We start from the raw sequence: 16,710 nt of genomic DNA on the forward strand, positions 1-16,710 counted from the left end.
ACCCCGACGACGCGCCCTAACGGCAGGAGGCGGCGCCGGGATCGGCGTCCGGGGACTCGGGGCGCTCCGCCCGCCGGGCGGCGACAAAGGCCGCGATGCCGTCCAGCACCCGGGTCAGACCGAACTCGGTGATCTGCTCGGGGGAGTCGGCGAACGAGTCCTCCTCCAGCGTCATCACCTGGGTGAACTCCTCCCCGGTCAGGGCCGCCTCGATGGCGGGGCCCTGTATCTCCCAGAACTCCTCCTCCGTGATGTCCGACTCCTCGTTGGCCTGGCGCAGCAGCTCGAAGTGCCGGGCCATCCCGGTGACATAGGCGTCCAGCGTCATGATCACGCCGACCTTCTCGCGGCCGTTGAGCCCGGTGCCGGCGAGCGCGGCCACCGCCACGTTGAAGCCGAGCAGCGCGTTGGGGCCCAGCAGGGGCCGCGAGGAGTTGATCTGTAGGAGCCAGGGATGGTCCTGGTAGAGCCGGTAGGTGCCCCAGCCGATGTGTTCCAGCTTGCCGCGCCAGGCGTCGGGAGCGGCCGGCCGATCGTCGGGCGGGCCGCTCTCCGCCGGCGGCTCGGGCGGGGCCGAGACATGGTCGAGCATCAGGTTCAGCAGTTCGGCCTTGCCGGGGACGTAGCGGTAGAGCGACATGGTGCCCACGCCCAGCTCGGCGGCGACCCGGCGCATCGAGAGGGCGCCCAGGCCCTCCCGGTCGGCGAGGGTGATGGCGGCGGTGACCACGCGCTCCAGGGAGAGCCCCGGCTTGGGCCCCCGGCCGCGCGGGCCGCGCCCCTGCCAGAGCAGCTCCAGGCTGCGGACGAGGGTCGCGCGGTCCCGTCCCTGCGCCGGGCGCTCGCTTCCCACGTCCGCGCTCCCCGTGCTCGCGCTCCCCGCGCGTGCGCCTGTCACGCGCTCACTCTCCGATGTCATCGCCGGCCATCCTAGAACCCGCTATGTGGTGCGTACAGCGTACGCTACATTGGGTACGCCGTACCCAGTTGGTTGGTGTCACAGCGTCCGAGCGCGGGAGGGGAACGTTTCCCATGGGGTCATCCGAGTACTCAGTGGTCGCCGAGGGGCTGCGCAAGCGCTATGGCGACAAGGTCGCCCTGGACGGGCTCGACCTGGAGGTGAGAAGGGGCACGGTCTGCGGGCTGCTGGGTCCCAACGGGGCCGGCAAGACCACCTCCGTGCGGATCTTCGCCACCCTGCTGCGGGCCGACGGCGGCCGGGCCGAGGTGGGCGGGGTCGACGTCCGTTCCCAACCGGCGCTGGTGCGCCGGCGGATCGGGCTGACCGGGCAGAACGCGGCGGTGGACGAGATCCTCAGCGCCCGGCAGAACCTCCGCATGTTCGCCCGGCTCTTCCATCTGGACCACGCCACCTCCCGCCGCAGGACCGAGGAGCTGCTGGAGCAGTTCGGCCTCACCGAATCCGCGGACAAGCAGGTCAAGGGGTTCAGCGGCGGCATGCGCCGGCGGCTCGACCTGGCGGCCTCCATGATCCTGGCGCCCGAGGTGCTCTTCCTCGACGAGCCGACCACCGGGCTCGACCCGCGCGGGCGGAGCGAGGTGTGGGACGCGGTGCGGGCGCTGACGGCCGAGGGCACCACCGTGCTGCTGACCACCCACTACCTGGACGAGGCCGACAAGCTCTCCGACCGGATCGCGGTGATCGACCGGGGCCGCAACATCACCGAGGACACCCCGGCCGGCCTCAAGCGCGCGGTCGGCGGGGACCGCCTTGAGGTGGTGCTCTCCGATCCGTCCGACATCCCGCTCACGGTCCGCACCATGGCGCGGGTCGCCAGGGGTGTGGGGCCCGAGACGGACGAGGCCGAGTTGCGGGTGCACGCCCCGGTGGACGACGGGGTGGCCGCGCTCACCGCGGTCGCCAGGCAGTTGGAGGAGGCAGGCATCGGCGTGATCGACATCGGGCTGCGGCGCCCCACCCTGGACGAGGTCTTCCTGCGGCTCACCGGCAACCCGCCCGATGAGAGTCCCAGCACCGAGGACGCCGCCGCCGCGCGGAGCAAGGAGCGGATCGTATGACCAGCAGCCCGACCCGGACCAGCGACAGCGGCTCGTCCCTCCCGTCACCCTCGGTCGTCCGGTTCGAGCCCGGGCCCGAACGGCGTGTCTACTGGGCCGTCACCGACTGCCTGACCATCGTCCGACGCGAGTTGACCCACCTTGCCAAGCAACCCTCGCTGATCGCCTGGCAGTTGGGCTTTCCGATCGTCTCGGTGCTGCTCTTCGTCTATGTCTTCGGCAGCGCCATGGACGTCGGCGACGGCGCGGACTACAAGTCCTTCGCGATGCCGGGCCTCTTCGCGATGACCATGGCCTTCGGCTTCATGAACACCGCGATGGCGGTCGTGGTGGAGAAGGAACGGGGCGTCATCGACCGCTTCCGTTCGATGCCGATGGCCCCCTCGGCCGTGGTCACCGGACGCGGTGTCTCCGACGTGCTGCACGCGGCGCTCGATCTGGTGGTGATCGCGATCATCGCGCTGGCCATCGGCTGGCGCTCGGACGGCGGGCTGGCGGCCACGCTCGCCGCCTTCGGCCTGTTGCTGTTGCTGCGCTTCGCGCTGATCTGGATCGGCGTCTACCTCGGCCTGTTGACGCCCAACCAGGAGGCGGCGGGCAACCTCTTCGCGGTGGCCTTCCCGTTCGGGATGATCTCCAGCGTGTTCACGCCGCCGTCGATGATGCCGGACTGGCTGGGCACGATCGCCATGTGGAACCCGGTCTCCTCCACGGCCAACGCCATCCGTGACCTGTTCGGCAACCCGCTGCCCACCGGGGGCAGCTGGATCGAGGAGAACGCGCTGCTGATGTCCGTGGTCTGGCCGCTGGTCATCACCGCGGTCTTCCTCCCCCTCGCCGTCCGCCGCTACCAGGCCCTGGGCCGCTAGGCCGGACGAAAGAGGAGGTGGCCATGACCCCCGGGACCATGTGCGGATCTCAGCTGCCGGTCGAGGACTTCGAGGAGCTCGCCTCGGCGGCGCCGGAGACCGTCTCGCTGGAGTTCATCGACGGGCGTATCGAGGTGAAGAGGATGCCTGACGGCGATCGCGGAGCCATCATCATGTGGCTGATCAGGCAGTGCATCCAGGCGCGCCCCGAGTGGGATCTGCACCCGGAACGAGGGCTGGTGGTCGAGGCATACCGCAAGGGGCGGGCGCGGCCGGACGGCGTGCTGGCGCCGGTGGCGCACTTCGCCGGGCAGGGGGAGTGGGCCGACCCCGAGGGGGTGCTGATGACGGTGGAGATCACCTCGTACGACGCGGACACCGACCGGCGGGACCGGGTGGAGAAGCCCGGGGCGTATGCGGCGGTCGGCATTCCGGTCTATCTGCTGATCGATCGGGACGACTCCACGGTCACCGTCCACGCCGCGCCGGAGCGGGGGCGGTATCGGGAGATCCACACCGTGAGCTTCGGCGAGGTGGCCACGATGCCCGAGCCCGTGGGGTTCGCCCTGGACACCGAGATCCTCAAGCGTTACGTGCGCTGAGCCGCACACGACAGACGCCGGTGCCCGCCCCTCGTCCGACGGACAGGGGGCGGGCACCGGCGCTTGGCGCGTCTGGGAGGGTCAGAGGCGTTCGATCACATAGTCGACGCAATGGGTCAGGGCCTCGACGTCGTCCGGGGTGACGGCCGGGTACATCGCGACGCGGAGCTGGTTGCGGCCCAGCTTGCGGTAGGGCTCGGTGTCCACGATGCCGTTGGCGCGCAGCACGGAGGCGACCTTCGCCGCGTCCACCGAGTCGGCGAAGTCGATGGTGCCGACCACCGCTGAGCGCTGCTCGGGGTCCGCGACATAGGGCGAGGCCACCTCGGACCTCTCGGCCCAGGAGTAGAGGCGGCCCGAGGAGTCGGCGGTGCGCTTCACGGCCCAGTCCAGACCGCCCTGGCCGTTGATCCACTCCAGCTGGTCGGCCAGCAGGAAGAGCGTGGCCACCGCGGGGGTGTTGTAGGTCTGGTCCTTGCGGGAGTTGTCGATCGCCGTCGGCAGCGAGAAGAACTCCGGGATGTGCCGGCCCGAGGCGGCGATCCGCTCGACGCGCTCCAGCGCGGTCGGCGAGAACACCGCGACCCACAGGCCGCCGTCCGCCGCGAACGACTTCTGCGGGGCGAAGTAGTAGACGTCGGTCTCGGCGATGTCCACCGGGAGCCCGCCCGCGCCGGAGGTGGCGTCCACCAGCACCAGCGAGCCCTCGTCGGCGCCGGCGACCCGGCGGACCGGGGCGGCGACGCCCGTGGACGTCTCGTTGTGGGTGAGGGCGTAGGCGTCGACGCCGCGCTGGGCGCGCGCCTGCGGGTGGCTGCCCGGGTTGGCGCTGATGACGGTGGGCTCGTCCAGCCACGGCGCCCTGCTGGCGGCCTTGGCGAACTTGGAGGAGAACTCACCGAACGTCAGATGCTGGGACTTCGCCTCGATCAGCCCGTGCGTGGCGATGTCCCAGAAGGCGGTGGAGCCGCCGTTGCCGAGCACCACCTCGTAGCCGTCGGGGAGGGAGAACAGGGACGCCACGCCCGCGCGGACGCGGCCCACCAGACTCTTCACCGGGGCCTTCCGGTGGGAGGTGCCCAGCACGGAGACGCCGGTCGCGGCCAGGGCGTCCAGCGCCTCGACGCGCACCTTGGAGGGGCCCGACCCGAACCGGCCGTCGGCGGGCTTGATGTCAGTGGGAATCTCGATATCGGCCACGAGCCGGAGCGTAGTCCCTCGGTGCCCACGCGCGCACCTCGTCCGGGAGGTGAGACGTGTCGCTCCGGTCCGTGGCCAGGGGGTCAGGGCGTTCAGGCCGTGGGACCGTGCAGCAGGACGGGGAGTTCGTAGAGGTCGTTCTGAGTGACGTTGGGGCGGTGCCGCAGCTCGCCGTCGGGGACGGCCAACGTCAGGTCGGGGAAGCGCTCGAAGAGCGCGGGCAGCGCGACGGCGCCCTCAAGGCGGGAGAGCGGCGCGCCCGGGCAGACATGCGGGCCGTGGCCGAAGGACATGTGCCGTATCGGGGTCGGCCTGGTGATGTCGAACCGCTCGGCGTCCGGGCCGTGTTGGGCCTCGTCCCAGCCTATGGCGACATAGGAGGTGATCAACCCCTCACCCTTGGGGATCACCTGGTCGCCGACCGGGATGTCCTCGGTGGCGAAACGTATCAGCACGTGGGAGGTGGGCGACGACCAGCGCAGCGTCTCCTCGACCACGGTCTCCCAGGGGATCTCGCCGCCGCGCACCCGGGCCTTCTGGTCGGGGTTGGCCAGCAGCCCGCGCACCGCGTTGTTGATCAGCGCGATGGTGGTCTCGTGGCCGGCGGTGACCATCAGCTGGAGGGTGTTGGTCACCTCGTCGTCGGTGAGCGGCTCGCCGCCCTCGTCGGCGCCGATCAGCGCGCTGGTGAGGTCGTCGCCGGGGCGCGCGCGCTTCCCCGCGACCGTCCGGGCGAAGATGTCGTGCAGCTCCTCCAGCATCGCCGGCACCCGGGCGGGCGGCGTCTGGGTGTTGAAGAACTCGTCGTACAGCTCGCGGAGCTTCGGCTGGTCGGCCGGGTCGATGCCCATCAGCTCGCTGACCACGGCCATCGGCAGCGGATAGGCGAAGAGCGCCTTGAGATCGACGGGACGCCCCGCCGGCTGGGCCGACAGCCCGTCGAGCAGCTTCGCCGTGATCCGCTCTATGCCGGGGCGCAGCAGCTGCACCCGGCGCGGGGTGAGCGCCTGCGCGGTCTTGGCGCGCAGCCGGCGGTGCTCGGCGCCGTCGACGGTGAGCATGGAACGGGGCGGCGCGGCGAGACCTATCAGCGGCCAGTCCTGGGAAATCTCGCCGCGCTGCCAGGCGCCCCAGGCGCGGACGTCCTTCACCAGCCGTGGATCGTTGAGCAGCCGCCGGGCCTCCGCGTGGTGGGTGACCGCCAACGCGGGCACGCCGCCCGGGAGTTCCACCCTGGCGATGGGGCCGGCGGCCAGCAGCGCCCGCCCCTCCCCCGCCAGGTCGCCGACCAGGGGGTCGAGGACGATGGTCTCGGTGGCTCCGGATCCGGCGGAGTGGTGGACGGGGCAGCTCATCTGTGGCCTCCATGGGTGGTGGTCGGCGTGAAGCGCACCGGGAGCGTGGTCATGCCGCGCAGCCAGGGTGACGGCCGTCGCTGGAGCGCTTCCGGGGGTATGGACAGGTCAAGGTCGGGCAGCCGGTCGAGGATCACCTCGATTCCGGTCCTGGCGATGACTTCCGCGATTTCCATCGCGGGAAACGGGCAACGGTGTTCGCCGTGGCTGAAGGAGAAGAAAGCGTTGTTGCTCCCGGGGCTTCCCGGGGCCCCGGGCAGCCCCGGGCCGCCGGTGGGCGGGCCGACCCGCACCTGGGGGTCGTCGTTGGCGCCCTGGATGCCCAGCAGCAGCAGGTCACCCGCCAGGATGTGGCGGTCGCCGAGCCGGGTGTCCCTGCTGGCCCAACGCCCCGCGATGATCTGGCTGGGCGCGTCCTCCCAGAGGACCTGCTTCATCGCGTCGCCGACGCTGTTCCGGCCGCCGAAGAACGAGGCGGCGAACCGGTCGTCGGTCAGCATCAGCCGCAGGGTGTTGCCGATCCAGTCGGCGGTGGGCTGGTGGCCGGCGGCCGACATCACCATCAGGTCCTGCACCAGCTCCTCGTCGGAGAAGCCCCTGGCCCCGGCGAGCATCCGGGTGGCCACGTCGGCGGCCGGCTGGACGCGCCGCGCCGCGACCAACCTCCGCATGGAACCGAGCAGATGTTGTTGCCCGGCGATCGCGTCCGCGCCACCGTCGATCATGTCGTGGAGCCCCTTGGCCAGCGCCGGACACTCCGCGTCGGGGAAGCCGAAGAGCCGCGCCAGCACCAGGATCGGCAGCGAGCTGGCGAAGTGGCCGATCAGCTCGGCCTCGCCAAGACCGCAGAAGCCGTCGATCAGCTGGTCGGCGTAGTGCTCGACGATCCCGTGCAGCTCGATCTGGTCGACGGCCTCCAGGGCGTCGCTGACCATCGCGCCGCGCCGGGTGTGCGCCTCGCCCACGGTGTAGAGGATCGACGGCTGCTTCCGGCCGATCATCGGCAGCATCGGCCAGTCGTCCGCGATATGGGGCCACTGGCTCCACAGATCCGAGTCGCGGCTGAACAGCACCGGATCGCTGAGGAGTTGGTGCAGCTCGCGGTAGCCGACGACCAGCCAGGCCGGCACGTCCCCCACCAGCACCACGGGCACCACCGTGCCGTGCCGCTGCCGCAGCTCCCGGTACATGCGGTGCGGGTCCGAGTGGAACCCGTCGACGCTCAGCGGCACCGCCTCCGGGTCCAGCGGGGGGCGCGTGCCGGGGGCGGACGGGGAGGCGGGAGTCGTCACGGAGTGGCCTCCTGGGCGGTGGACAGCGAGTGCAGATGCTCGACGAGGGTGATCAGCACGTTCTTGCTCGACGGCCGGGAACGGGCGTCGCAGTCGATCAGCGGGATGGAGTCGGAGAGGTCCAGCGCGTCCCGCACCTGCTCCGCGCTGTGCTCGGCCCCGCCGAAGTCGTTGCGGGCCACGATGAACGGGGTGCCGTGGTGTTCGAGGCGGTCGATCGCGTACCAGGAGTCGGCCAGCCGTCTGGTGTCCACCAGCACCACGGCGCCCAGGGTGCCGGTGAAGAGCCGGTCCCACAGGAACCAGAAGCGTTCCTGGCCCGGGGCACCGAAGAGATAGAGCACGGTGCGCTCGTCGAGCGTGATCCGCCCGAAGTCGAACGCCACGGTGGTGGACGTCTTGCCCTGGATGGCGGAGATGTCGTCCACCTGCTCCCCGGCCCGCGTCATCACCTCCTCGGTGTTCAACGGGCGGATGTCGCTGACGGAACGCACCATGGTGGTCTTGCCCACGCCGAAGCCGCCGACGATCACGATCTTCAGACCGTTGTCGGCTGCCCGGCCGAGTGGGGTGCGTATGGCCAGGCGGTCAGAGGTTGCGGAGTCCAACGAGCACCTGCTCAAGGAGATGTGAGTCGGGAAGGTGGTCCGCCGTGTGGGCGGTCCTGGGGTGGCGCGCGGTGATCCGGCCCATGTCGAGCAGATCGCTCAACAGGATCCGCACCACCGTGATCGGCATCCGCAGCTCGGCGGCGATCTCGACCACCGCCGTGGGGAACTGGCAGATCCGCAGGATCCTGACGTGCTCCGACTGCATCCCAGCCGTCGGCTCCGATTCGCTCACCACCAGCGTGACCAGGTCGAACGCGGTGGACGCCGCCCGGCTGCGGCCCCTGGTCACGGTATAGAGGCGGTCCGGGTCGTCATCCCGGCCGGGCCGCGTCACGCGGGGCCTTCGTCTTTGTCGGACCGGCCCGGATCCGCGTCCGAGGCGGTGGCCGCGTCGGCTGAGCGCGGCGCCGCGCTCAGATGCTCGCCCAACTGCTCGACCAGCTCGTTCATGTTGTGCCCGATCAGCCCGACGTCCGCCTGCTGATCGGCCACGATCGCGAGATGGGCGCCCTCGCCGGCCTCCACGATGAACAGGATGCCGCCGTAGAACTCGGTCATGGACTGGCGCACGCCGCCGGTGCCGTCACCGAACTCTATGGAGGCGCCGTGCGACAGGCTCTGGATGCCGGCGGCGATCGCGGCCAGCTGGTCGCCCTGGTCCTCGGACAGCTCGGGGGTGCGGCACAGCTTGAGGCCGTCCCGCGAGAGCACCAGCGCGTGACGGGCTCCGGGGGTGCGCTCCAGCAGCCTCTCCAGCAGCCAGTTCAGCTGCTCGTTCGCCCCGGCGGATGATGTGGTCATGGTGCTTCTTCCTCTGGGTGGGACGTCGCGTTGCGGGAGGTGTCGGTCCCCTCGCCCTTCGGTTGCGGTGTCTGCTCCCGTCCCCGCAGGGCCTGGCGGAAGGCGCCGAACCTGGCGGCGGACTCGGCCGGCGAGTGGCCGTTCGCCGCGGTCGTCTCCTGGGGCGCCCGCTGCCGCATGAGCTCCTGGCGGTTGGCGTTGGCCAGCGTCCGGCCACGGCGCCGCTTCGGCAGGCCGCTGTCGCCGAACCGGGGCAGCTCGTCCGTGCTCGACGCGTCGGCCGGCGCGTGCTCCCTCGTGGCGACCGGCCCGTCGAACGGGTCGGGAAGGGCGGGCGCGGCCGGCGCGACCGGCGCGGCCGACGGCTGCGGGGCAGCGGCGACGGGGAGCTGGTCGGCCTCCCTGGGACGGGTGATCAGCTCCTGGGGGATCATCAGCAGCACGCCGGTGCCGCCACGCGCCGACGGCCGGAAGGAGACCGTCAGCCCGTGCTTGCGGGCCAGCCGGCCGACCACGGCGAGGCCGAGGCGGGTGCCGGAGAGGGCCGTCGGGTCGAGGCGCTCACCCGAGACGGCGCGCTCGGCGCGGCGCAGCGCGATATCGCTCATCACCAGACCGCTGTCCTCCACGGTGATCACCACACCCGTCTGCACCTCCTCGACATAGACGTGCACCTCGGCGGTGGGCGGCGAGAAGTTGGCGGCGTTGTCCAGCAGTTCGGCCAGCGCGTGCATCACGCCCTCGGCGGCGTGGCCGGCGACGGCCGCGTTCACCGTGGAGTGCGGACGCACCCGCTGGTAGGCGCCGATCCGGCCCATGGCGCCGCGCAGGATGCTCTCCATCACGATCGGCTTGGCCCAGCGGCGCCCGGAGCGCGCGCCGGTGAGCACGGCGAGGCTGTCCGCGAGGCGGCCGGCCTGGGCGGTGCGGTGGTCGAGCAGCAGCAGGTCGCCCAGCACGTCCTCGTCCGAGTGCCGGTGCTCCATCTCGCGCAGATCGGCCAGCATGCTGATGGCCAGCGCCTGCATCCGGCCGGCCGCGTTGGCGCAGGCGGCCAGGGCGGCGGCCTTGCCGGCCTCGCCGCGCCCGACCTCCGCGGCCAGCAGCCGCAACACCCGCGCCTCGGGCTCGTCCCCGGGCTGTTCGGTGGCGGCGAGCGCGGTGTCGGCCGAGGCGCCCGCACGCAGCCGCTCGACCAGCGCGGGCACGATCGCGTCCGCGAAGAGTTCGGCGCGCCGCTCGCGTTCGGTCAGGGTTGTGGACAGGCGCCGCGTCTCGGCGCGCCCGTGTACGGCGAGCGCCACCGCGGCGCACAGCGCCAGGCCGCCGATGCCGGCACCCCAGGCGAGGGGCAGCCGCGCGGAGTCGGGCGCGGTGTAGACCGCGACCAACCAGGCCACACCGGTGGCGGCGAGAGAGATCAACAGGGCGAGCAGCGCCTGGCGCATGGGGTGACGCTCTGCCCTGGGGCGCGCCTGAAGGGTGTGCGCTGTCATGAATCGGCGACCTCGGGGGGGATGTCAGGGGCGTTAATTCGCCAACACTATAGGGTGAGTTGAGGACCGTGGTGATGTCCTGCCGGCCGGAGTTCTTTCGGGGGTTCTCTGGCGGTTCTCCGGAATCGCGTGTGCTTTCTGTGTGTTCGGACGCCCCGCCGCGCGGGAAAAGGGTGCAGGCTGGGAGTTATGGAACGGCTAAGGCGCGGGATGGCGGATGAACAGGACGTCGGCGGTGTGACGGAGTTGGCCGCGGCGCTGCGCGCCCGGATGCGCGGCGAGGTGGAATTCGAGGCGGCCAGCCGCGCGCTGGCGACCATGGACGCCTCCAACTACCGCAGGATTCCGGTCGGCGTGGTCGCGCCGAGGGACGCGGCGGACGTGGCCGCGGCCCTGGAGGTCTGCCGGGCCCACGGCACGCCCGTGGTGGCGCGCGGCGGCGGCACCAGCATCGCGGGTCAGGCCACCGGCACCGGCGTGGTGCTGGACTTCACCCGCCATATGAACGAGGTCGTCTCCCTCGACCCCGAGGCCCGCACCGCCGTGGTCCAGCCGGGCGTCGTCTGCGACACGCTGCGCGCCGCCGCCGGCCGGCACGGGCTGACGTTCGGCCCCGACCCGTCCACCCACAGCCGCTGCACGCTGGGCGGGATGATCGGCAACAACTCGTGCGGCGCGCACTCCGTCGCCTGGGGCACCACGGCCGACAACGTGCGGGATCTTGAAGTGCTCACCTACCGGGGCGAGTCGGCGCGCCTCGGCCGGGGCCCCACCGGCGTGCCGGCGGGGCTGCGGGAGCGCGTCGACGAGCTGCTCACGGGCGAACTGGCCACGCTGCGCACCGGGTTCCCCGATCTGCCGCGCCGCATCTCCGGCTACGCGCTGGACGAGCTGCTCCCCGAGCGCGGCCGGGACTGGGCCCGCGCCTTCACCGGCAGCGAGGGCACCCTCGGCGTGATCACCGAGGCCACGGTCGCGCTGGTCGCCGAGCCCGCCGCCCGGGCGCTCGCCGTGCTGGGCTATCCCGAGGAGGGCGACGCGGCCGACGCGGCTTCCGGGCTGTTGGCGCACGGCCCGCTGACCGTCGAGGGGATGGCCGTCGACCTGGTGGGCCGGGAGGCGGCGCGGGCGCTGCCGCCCGGCGGCGCCTGGCTCTTCGTCGAGATCGGCGGCGCCGACCAGGCCGAGGCCACGGCTTCGGCCGCGGCGCTCTGCCGGGCCTTCGCCGGCTCCACCACGGGGCACACGGTGATCACCGATCCGGCGGCGCGCCGCGCGCTGTGGCGGATCAGGGAGGACGCCTCCGGTACGGCCACCCGGCTGCCGGACGGCGGCGAGGCATGGCCGGGCTGGGAGGACTGCGCGGTGCCGCCGGCCCGACTCGGCGGCTATCTGCGGGAGTTCCGCGGCCTGCTGCGCGACCACGGGTTGCGCGGCCTGCCCTACGGGCACTTCGGCGACGGCTGCATCCATGTGCGGATCGACTTCGACCTGCTCAGCCGCGAAGGCGTCGCGCGCTTCCGGGAGTTCAGCCAGGACCTGGCCGATCTGGTGGTGGCGCACGGCGGTTCGCTCTCCGGCGAGCACGGCGACGGGCTCGCCCGCTCCGAGCTGCTGCCCCGGATGTACGGGGAGCGGCTCACCGGGCTCTTCGACCGGTTCAAGACGGCCTGGGATCCGGACGACGGGCTCAACCCCGGGGTGCTGGCCCGGCCGGCCAGGCTGGACGAACAGCTGCGGTTCACCGGGCTGCCCACCAGGCCCCCGGTCGCGTTCTCCTATCCGCATGACGACGGGGACTTCTCGGCCGCCGTGCGGCGCTGCGTCGGCGTGGCCAAGTGCCGCAACACCGAGGCGGGCGCCGGGGTGATGTGCCCCTCGTTCCGGGCCACCGGCGAGGAGACCCACTCCACCAGGGGGCGCGCCAGGCTGCTGCACGAGATGCTGCTGGGCGACGTGGTCACCGACGGCTGGCGCTCCACGGAGGTGCGGGACGCGCTCGATCTCTGCCTCTCCTGCAAGGGCTGCCGCAGCGACTGCCCGGTGGGCGTCGACATGGCCACCTACAAGGCCGAGTTCCTGCACCAGCACTATGCCGGCCGGCTGCGTCCCGCCGGGCACTACGCGATGGGCCGGCTGCCGACCTGGCTCCGGCTGACGTCGGCGCTGCGGCTGGCCGGGCCCGCCAACCTGGCGGCGCGGGTGCCGCCGCTGGCCGCGATCGCCAAGCGGCTCGGCGGCATCGCGCCCGAGCGCGCCATCCCGCCGCTGGCCCGTGAGTCGTTCACCCGCTGGTGGGCCCGGCAGGGCCGCGCCGGCGGTGACGATCTGCTGCTCTTCCCGGACAGCTTCACCAACTACCTGGCGCCCGAGGCCGGCCGTGCCGCCGTCCGGGTCTTCGACGACGCGGGGCTCCGGGTCGGCGTGCCCGAGGGCGCGGTGTGCTGCGGGCTGACGGAGATCTCCACCGGGCAGCTGGACCGCGCCCGCGCCACCGGCCGCCGCACCCTTGACCGGCTGGCCGAGCCGCTGGCCGCCGGGCGCACGGTCACCGTGCTGGAGCCGCCGTGTGCCGCCGCGCTCCGCACGGATCTGCCCGAGCTGCTGCCCGACGATCCACGTGCAGCCCAACTCGCCGGGCAGGTGCGGACGTTCGCCGAGACACTGGCCGATCTCGCCCCCGACTGGACGCCGCCGAACATCGGCCGCCCGGTCGCCGGCCAGACGCACTGCCACCAACACGCGGTCCTCGGCGACGTCGCTGACCGCCGGCTGCGGGCCAGGGCCGGCCTCGACGGCGCGCTCTCCGGCGGCTGTTGCGGACTCGCCGGCAACTTCGGCTTCGAGAAGGGGCACTACGAGGTCTCCGTCGCCTGCGCCGAGGACCAGCTGCTGCCCGCGGTGCGCCAAGCCCCCGACGACGCCGCGCTGTTGGCCGACGGCTACTCCTGCCGGCTCCAGCTGGAGCAGCTGACGGGCCGCCGCGCCCGCCACCTGGCCGAAACGCTCGCCGACGGCATCGAGGGGCCCGCTCCGACCGGCACCGATTAGCGCCGAGAGGCGTCCACGCGACGGCATCCCATCCGGCGGACGCCGATGGGGGCCCCGGATTCTCTCGCGGAAGCCGGACAGCGGCGGGCGGGGGAATTCCGGACCGGTGTCCGAAGAGGCGTTCGTCCATCGTGGGAAATGCCGTTCCGCCGCCGGGCCGGCGGGACTGTGCGGCCGGGGCGGTTGGCGCCGGCCGTCGACAACGATGCTTTTCCGCCACGTTATTTCCGTGGGCGGCGAGTTCGTTTACCCGTCAAGAAGCCGTGCGTAAACATCGCCGGTAGGGAAAGGCCATGGCCGCAGGCCCGCGAGCCATGCGCCGTGCCGTCCGCTGGCCGGTTCCCGGCCCCGGAGTTACCGCCGCCGCCCCTCGTTCAGGCGGCCGAATCAGGGGCGTTGGCTCCCGCTGTTCAGACCCTTGACGCTCCTGAGACGCACTTCTACAGTTGCCGGGTCTGTTCATGAGAATGGCCAAGATTCAAATATGTGAATGGCTGGCTATGCGCATACGTGAGATCCACCTGACCCCCATCGCGTTCCGGGACCCGCCGCTGCTCAACGCCAGCGGGGTGCACGAGCCCTGGGCGCTGCGGACCGTCGTCGAGGTCGTCACCGACGAGGGCGTGTCGGGGTTGGGGGAGACCTACGGCGACACCTCGCACCTCGACCGGCTGCGGGCCGCCGTGCCCGGGCTGATCGGTCTTGAGGTGCACGCCCACCACGCGCTCTACGCCCGAGTCGCCGCCAGCATCGGCACGGACGTCTTCGTCGACCAGCACGGACTCACCGGGGCCGGCAGCAACCAGAAGACCGTGGACGCGGTCTTCTCCCCGTTCGAGGTCGCCTGTCTCGACATCAGGGGCAAGGCCGCCGGGCTGCGCGTCGCCGACCTGCTCGGCGGGCCCGTGCGGGACGCCGTCCCCTACAGCGCCTACCTCTTCTACAAGTGGGCGGGACATCCAGGCGCCCCCGAGGACCGCTTCGGCCCCGCGCTCGACCCCGCCGGCATCGTCGCCCAGGCCAGGCTGTTCGTCGAGGAGTACGGCTTCGGCTCGATCAAGCTCAAGGGCGGCGTGCTGCCGCCCGACCAGGAGATCGACGCGGTCCTCGCGCTCCGTGACGCGTTCCCCGATCTCCCGCTGCGCATCGACCCCAACGCGGCCTGGACGCCGGCCACCTCGATCCGGGTCGGCCGCGCGCTCGCCGGCGTCCTTGAGTACCTGGAGGACCCGGCCCCCGAGATCGAGGGGATGGCCCAGGTCGCCCCCGAGGTCCCGATGCCGCTGGCCACCAACATGTGCGTGGTCACCCACGACCATCTGCCGCCGGCCATCGCCAGGCGCGCCATCGGCGTGCTGCTCACCGACCACCACTACTGGGGCGGGCTGCTGCGCTCCACCCAGGTCGCCGCGCTCTGCGGCACGTTCGGCCTGGAGCTCTCCATGCACTCCAACACCCATCTGGGGATCAGCCTGGCCGCGATGACCCAACTCGCCGCCGCCACCCCCAACATCAACCACGCCTGTGACACCCACACCCCCTGGCAGCAGGGACAGGACGTGGTCGCTCCCGGCGCGTTGCGTTTCGTCGACGGCGCGGTCCCGCTCCCCGAGGGGCCCGGGCTCGGCGTCGAACTCGACCGCGACGCGCTGGCCGTGCTGCACGAGAACTATCTGAAGTGCGGCGTCGAACGCCGCGACGACACCGCCTACATGCGGCGCACCGACCCCGCGTTCCAACCCAGACGCGGTCACTGGTGAGTCGCGAGCGGCCCTGGCACCGCCCCCGTTCCCCACCTCCCCCCCCTTAGGAGCCGCGATGTCCCCACTCGACTGGATCGTGGTCGCCGCCTACTTCTTCGTCGTGGTGGCCATCGGCTGGTGGTCCAAGAAACGCATCCACAACGTCGCCGACTTCTTCACCGCCAGCGGGCGCATACCCTGGTGGCTCTCCGGCATCTCGCACCACATGTCCGGCTACAGCGCGGTGATGTTCGTCGCCTTCGCCGCCGTCGCCTACAACGACGGCATCACCGTCTACTTCTGGTGGCCCCTGACCATCGGCCTCGGCGTGGGCGTCGGCGCCTTCCTCTTCGCCGCCCGCTGGAACCGGCTGCGCTCCAAACACGACGTCAAGTCGCCCCTGGAGTACCTGACCCGGCGCTACAACCTGCCCACCCAGCAGGTCCTCGCCTACAGCGGCGCCGCGCTCAAGGTCGTGGACATCGCCGCCAAGTGGGTCGCGATCTCCATCCTGCTGAAGGGCTTCGCCGACATCCCGCTCGAAGTCGGCATCATCTTCACCGGCATCGCCACCATGGCCTATATGACGGTCGGCGGGCTCTGGGCCGATGTCCTCACCGACATGGGCCAGTTCGTCATCCAGGCGGTCGCCGGCTTCGCGATGCTCTTCGCCGTGATGGCCAAGCTCGGCGCCGACTTCCCGTTCACCATGTGGGGCGACCTGCCGGACGGACACGGCGACCCGATCAGCGGCTCGGTCACCACCTGGCTGGTGATCGCGTTCCTCTTCGTCAAGACCTTCGAGTACAACGGCGGCATGTGGAACCTGGCGCAGCGTTACATGGCGGCGCCCTCAGGGTCGGCGGCCAAGCGTTCGGCGCTGCTCTCCAGCGTGCTCTGGCTGATCTGGCCGCTGATCCTCTTCCTGCCGATGGTCGCCGCGCCGCTGATCGTGCCCGGGCTCACCTCGGGCGAGGAGTCCTATGTGGCGCTCTCCCAGGAGCTGTTGCCGGCCGGCCTGATCGGCCTGATGTTGGCCGGTTTCTTCTCCCACACGATGGCCATGGTCGCCTCCGACTCCAATGTGATCACCGCCGTGATCACCCGGGACCTCGCGCCCGTGCTGGCGCCCAAGGTCCGCCGGCTCACCGAGGCCGCCCAGCTGACGTTCGCCCGGATCACCACCGTGCTCTTCGTCAGCCTCAGCATGCTGATCGCCATCACCACCAGAGGCGAGGGCTTCGTCCTTGACACGGTGGTGCAGCTGGTCGCCGCCACCATGGGGCCGATCTCCATCCCGCTGATGCTCGGCCTGCTGCCCTGGTTCCGCCGGGTCGGCCCCACGGCCGCCATCATCTCCTGGGCGGGGGGCCTGCTGGTCTGGTACATCGTCCGCTACCAGATCGACAGCTCGACGGAGGCCGCCATCGTCGGCCTGCCCCTGGTGACCTCGCTCGTCCTCTATATCGGCATCGGCTTCCTCTATCCCGAATCGACGCCGGAACGCGACGCGTTGGTGCTCTCCCTCGACACCGACCCGGACGAGGACGACGACACGGGGGACCGACCGGGCCGCGACCAGGTGCCGGCCCCCTAGGGCCCGCGATCCGCGCGATCCACCCCGCACCCCGGGGCCCCCGTCCACCTGCCA

At 71.8% G+C, this 16,710-nt stretch carries 14 protein-coding genes; 6 read left to right on the plus strand and 8 right to left on the minus strand.

The window, feature by feature from the left end; translation table 11 throughout:
- Positions 1–16 precede the first annotated feature (16 nt).
- Entirely contained in the window at positions 17–853 is an 837-nt protein-coding gene (locus K4G22_RS17580) for a TetR/AcrR family transcriptional regulator (protein WP_228081236.1), read from the minus strand.
- A 179-nt stretch (positions 854–1,032) separates the two neighbouring features.
- Between K4G22_RS17580 and K4G22_RS17585 the strand changes: the two genes are divergently transcribed.
- The 3 genes from K4G22_RS17585 to K4G22_RS17595 are packed head-to-tail and all read left to right on the plus strand — an operon-like array spanning position 1,033 to position 3,511.
- The gene (locus K4G22_RS17585) at positions 1,033–2,040 is read left to right on the plus strand and encodes an ATP-binding cassette domain-containing protein (protein ID WP_228081238.1); all 1,008 of its coding nucleotides are present in this window, start codon (positions 1,033–1,035) and stop codon (positions 2,038–2,040) included.
- Positions 2,037–2,909 (plus strand): ABC transporter permease, encoded by an 873-nt coding sequence (locus K4G22_RS17590; RefSeq protein WP_228081240.1) that lies wholly within the window; start codon positions 2,037–2,039, stop codon positions 2,907–2,909. The genes K4G22_RS17585 and K4G22_RS17590 overlap by 4 nt, the downstream gene beginning before the upstream one ends.
- Before the next feature lie 23 nt (positions 2,910–2,932).
- On the plus strand, positions 2,933–3,511 hold the full coding sequence (locus tag K4G22_RS17595; RefSeq protein WP_228081241.1) for a Uma2 family endonuclease: 579 nt from the start codon (positions 2,933–2,935) through the stop codon (positions 3,509–3,511).
- Positions 3,512–3,592: 81 nt separating this feature from the next.
- Here the strand turns inward: K4G22_RS17595 and serC are convergent, their stop codons facing one another.
- The 7 genes from serC to K4G22_RS17630 form a co-directional block, all read right to left on the minus strand.
- Positions 3,593–4,711: a phosphoserine transaminase gene (gene serC / locus K4G22_RS17600; protein WP_228081243.1), complete on the minus strand. Its 1,119-nt coding sequence runs from the start codon at positions 4,709–4,711 to the stop codon at positions 3,593–3,595.
- A 92-nt stretch (positions 4,712–4,803) separates the two neighbouring features.
- Positions 4,804–6,066, minus strand: a complete 1,263-nt coding sequence (locus K4G22_RS17605) for a cytochrome P450 family protein (RefSeq protein ID WP_228081244.1) — start codon at positions 6,064–6,066, stop codon at positions 4,804–4,806.
- On the minus strand, positions 6,063–7,256 hold the full coding sequence (locus K4G22_RS17610) for a cytochrome P450 (RefSeq protein ID WP_228084128.1): 1,194 nt from the start codon (positions 7,254–7,256) through the stop codon (positions 6,063–6,065). The genes K4G22_RS17605 and K4G22_RS17610 overlap by 4 nt, the downstream gene beginning before the upstream one ends.
- Before the next feature lie 98 nt (positions 7,257–7,354).
- Positions 7,355–7,966, minus strand: a complete 612-nt coding sequence (locus K4G22_RS17615; protein ID WP_228081245.1) for a GTP-binding protein — start codon at positions 7,964–7,966, stop codon at positions 7,355–7,357.
- Positions 7,947–8,303, minus strand: coding sequence for a DUF742 domain-containing protein (locus tag K4G22_RS17620; protein ID WP_228081246.1), 357 nt, complete (start codon positions 8,301–8,303; stop codon positions 7,947–7,949). Before K4G22_RS17620 ends, K4G22_RS17615 begins: the two co-directional genes overlap by 20 nt.
- Positions 8,300–8,770 carry a roadblock/LC7 domain-containing protein gene (locus tag K4G22_RS17625; protein ID WP_228081247.1) on the minus strand — a complete coding sequence of 157 codons (471 nt, stop codon included), beginning with the start codon at positions 8,768–8,770 and terminating at the stop codon, positions 8,300–8,302. The genes K4G22_RS17620 and K4G22_RS17625 overlap by 4 nt, the downstream gene beginning before the upstream one ends.
- Entirely contained in the window at positions 8,767–10,266 is a 1,500-nt protein-coding gene (locus tag K4G22_RS17630) for an ATP-binding protein (protein WP_425336715.1), read from the minus strand. The genes K4G22_RS17625 and K4G22_RS17630 overlap by 4 nt, the downstream gene beginning before the upstream one ends.
- A gap of 210 nt (positions 10,267–10,476) precedes the next feature.
- Between K4G22_RS17630 and K4G22_RS17635 the strand changes: the two genes are divergently transcribed.
- The 3 genes from K4G22_RS17635 (at position 10,477) to K4G22_RS17645 (ending at position 16,656) form a co-directional block, all read left to right on the plus strand.
- A complete protein-coding gene (locus tag K4G22_RS17635) occupies positions 10,477–13,317 on the plus strand; it encodes an FAD-binding and (Fe-S)-binding domain-containing protein (protein ID WP_228081248.1) in 2,841 nt (946 codons plus the stop codon).
- A gap of 500 nt (positions 13,318–13,817) precedes the next feature.
- Positions 13,818–15,077, plus strand: coding sequence for an enolase C-terminal domain-like protein (locus K4G22_RS17640; RefSeq protein ID WP_228081249.1), 1,260 nt, complete (start codon positions 13,818–13,820; stop codon positions 15,075–15,077).
- Between the two features lie 58 nt (positions 15,078–15,135).
- Positions 15,136–16,656, plus strand: coding sequence for a sodium:solute symporter family protein (locus K4G22_RS17645; protein ID WP_228081250.1), 1,521 nt, complete (start codon positions 15,136–15,138; stop codon positions 16,654–16,656).
- Positions 16,657–16,710 lie beyond the last annotated feature (54 nt).

This window comes from Streptomyces profundus (assembly GCF_020740535.1).
Taxonomy (GTDB): Bacteria; Actinomycetota; Actinomycetes; order Streptomycetales; family Streptomycetaceae; genus Streptomyces; species Streptomyces profundus.

Excerpts from the sequence above, each read along its gene's own strand:
- K4G22_RS17645 (WP_228081250.1), top strand. The coding sequence starts at position 15,136 with ATGTCCCCACTCGACTGGATCGTGGTCGCCGCCTACTTCTTCGTCGTG.
- K4G22_RS17625 (WP_228081247.1), bottom strand. The coding sequence starts at position 8,770 with ATGACCACATCATCCGCCGGGGCGAACGAGCAGCTGAACTGGCTGCTG.
- K4G22_RS17610 (WP_228084128.1), bottom strand. The coding sequence starts at position 7,256 with ATGTACCGGGAGCTGCGGCAGCGGCACGGCACGGTGGTGCCCGTGGTG.
- K4G22_RS17585 (WP_228081238.1), top strand. The coding sequence starts at position 1,033 with ATGGGGTCATCCGAGTACTCAGTGGTCGCCGAGGGGCTGCGCAAGCGC.
- K4G22_RS17605 (WP_228081244.1), bottom strand. The coding sequence starts at position 6,066 with ATGAGCTGCCCCGTCCACCACTCCGCCGGATCCGGAGCCACCGAGACC.
- K4G22_RS17630 (WP_425336715.1), bottom strand. The coding sequence starts at position 10,266 with ATGACAGCGCACACCCTTCAGGCGCGCCCCAGGGCAGAGCGTCACCCC.
- K4G22_RS17590 (WP_228081240.1), top strand. The coding sequence starts at position 2,037 with ATGACCAGCAGCCCGACCCGGACCAGCGACAGCGGCTCGTCCCTCCCG.
- K4G22_RS17640 (WP_228081249.1), top strand. The coding sequence starts at position 13,818 with ATGCGCATACGTGAGATCCACCTGACCCCCATCGCGTTCCGGGACCCG.
- K4G22_RS17635 (WP_228081248.1), top strand. The coding sequence starts at position 10,477 with ATGGCGGATGAACAGGACGTCGGCGGTGTGACGGAGTTGGCCGCGGCG.
- K4G22_RS17595 (WP_228081241.1), top strand. The coding sequence starts at position 2,933 with ATGACCCCCGGGACCATGTGCGGATCTCAGCTGCCGGTCGAGGACTTC.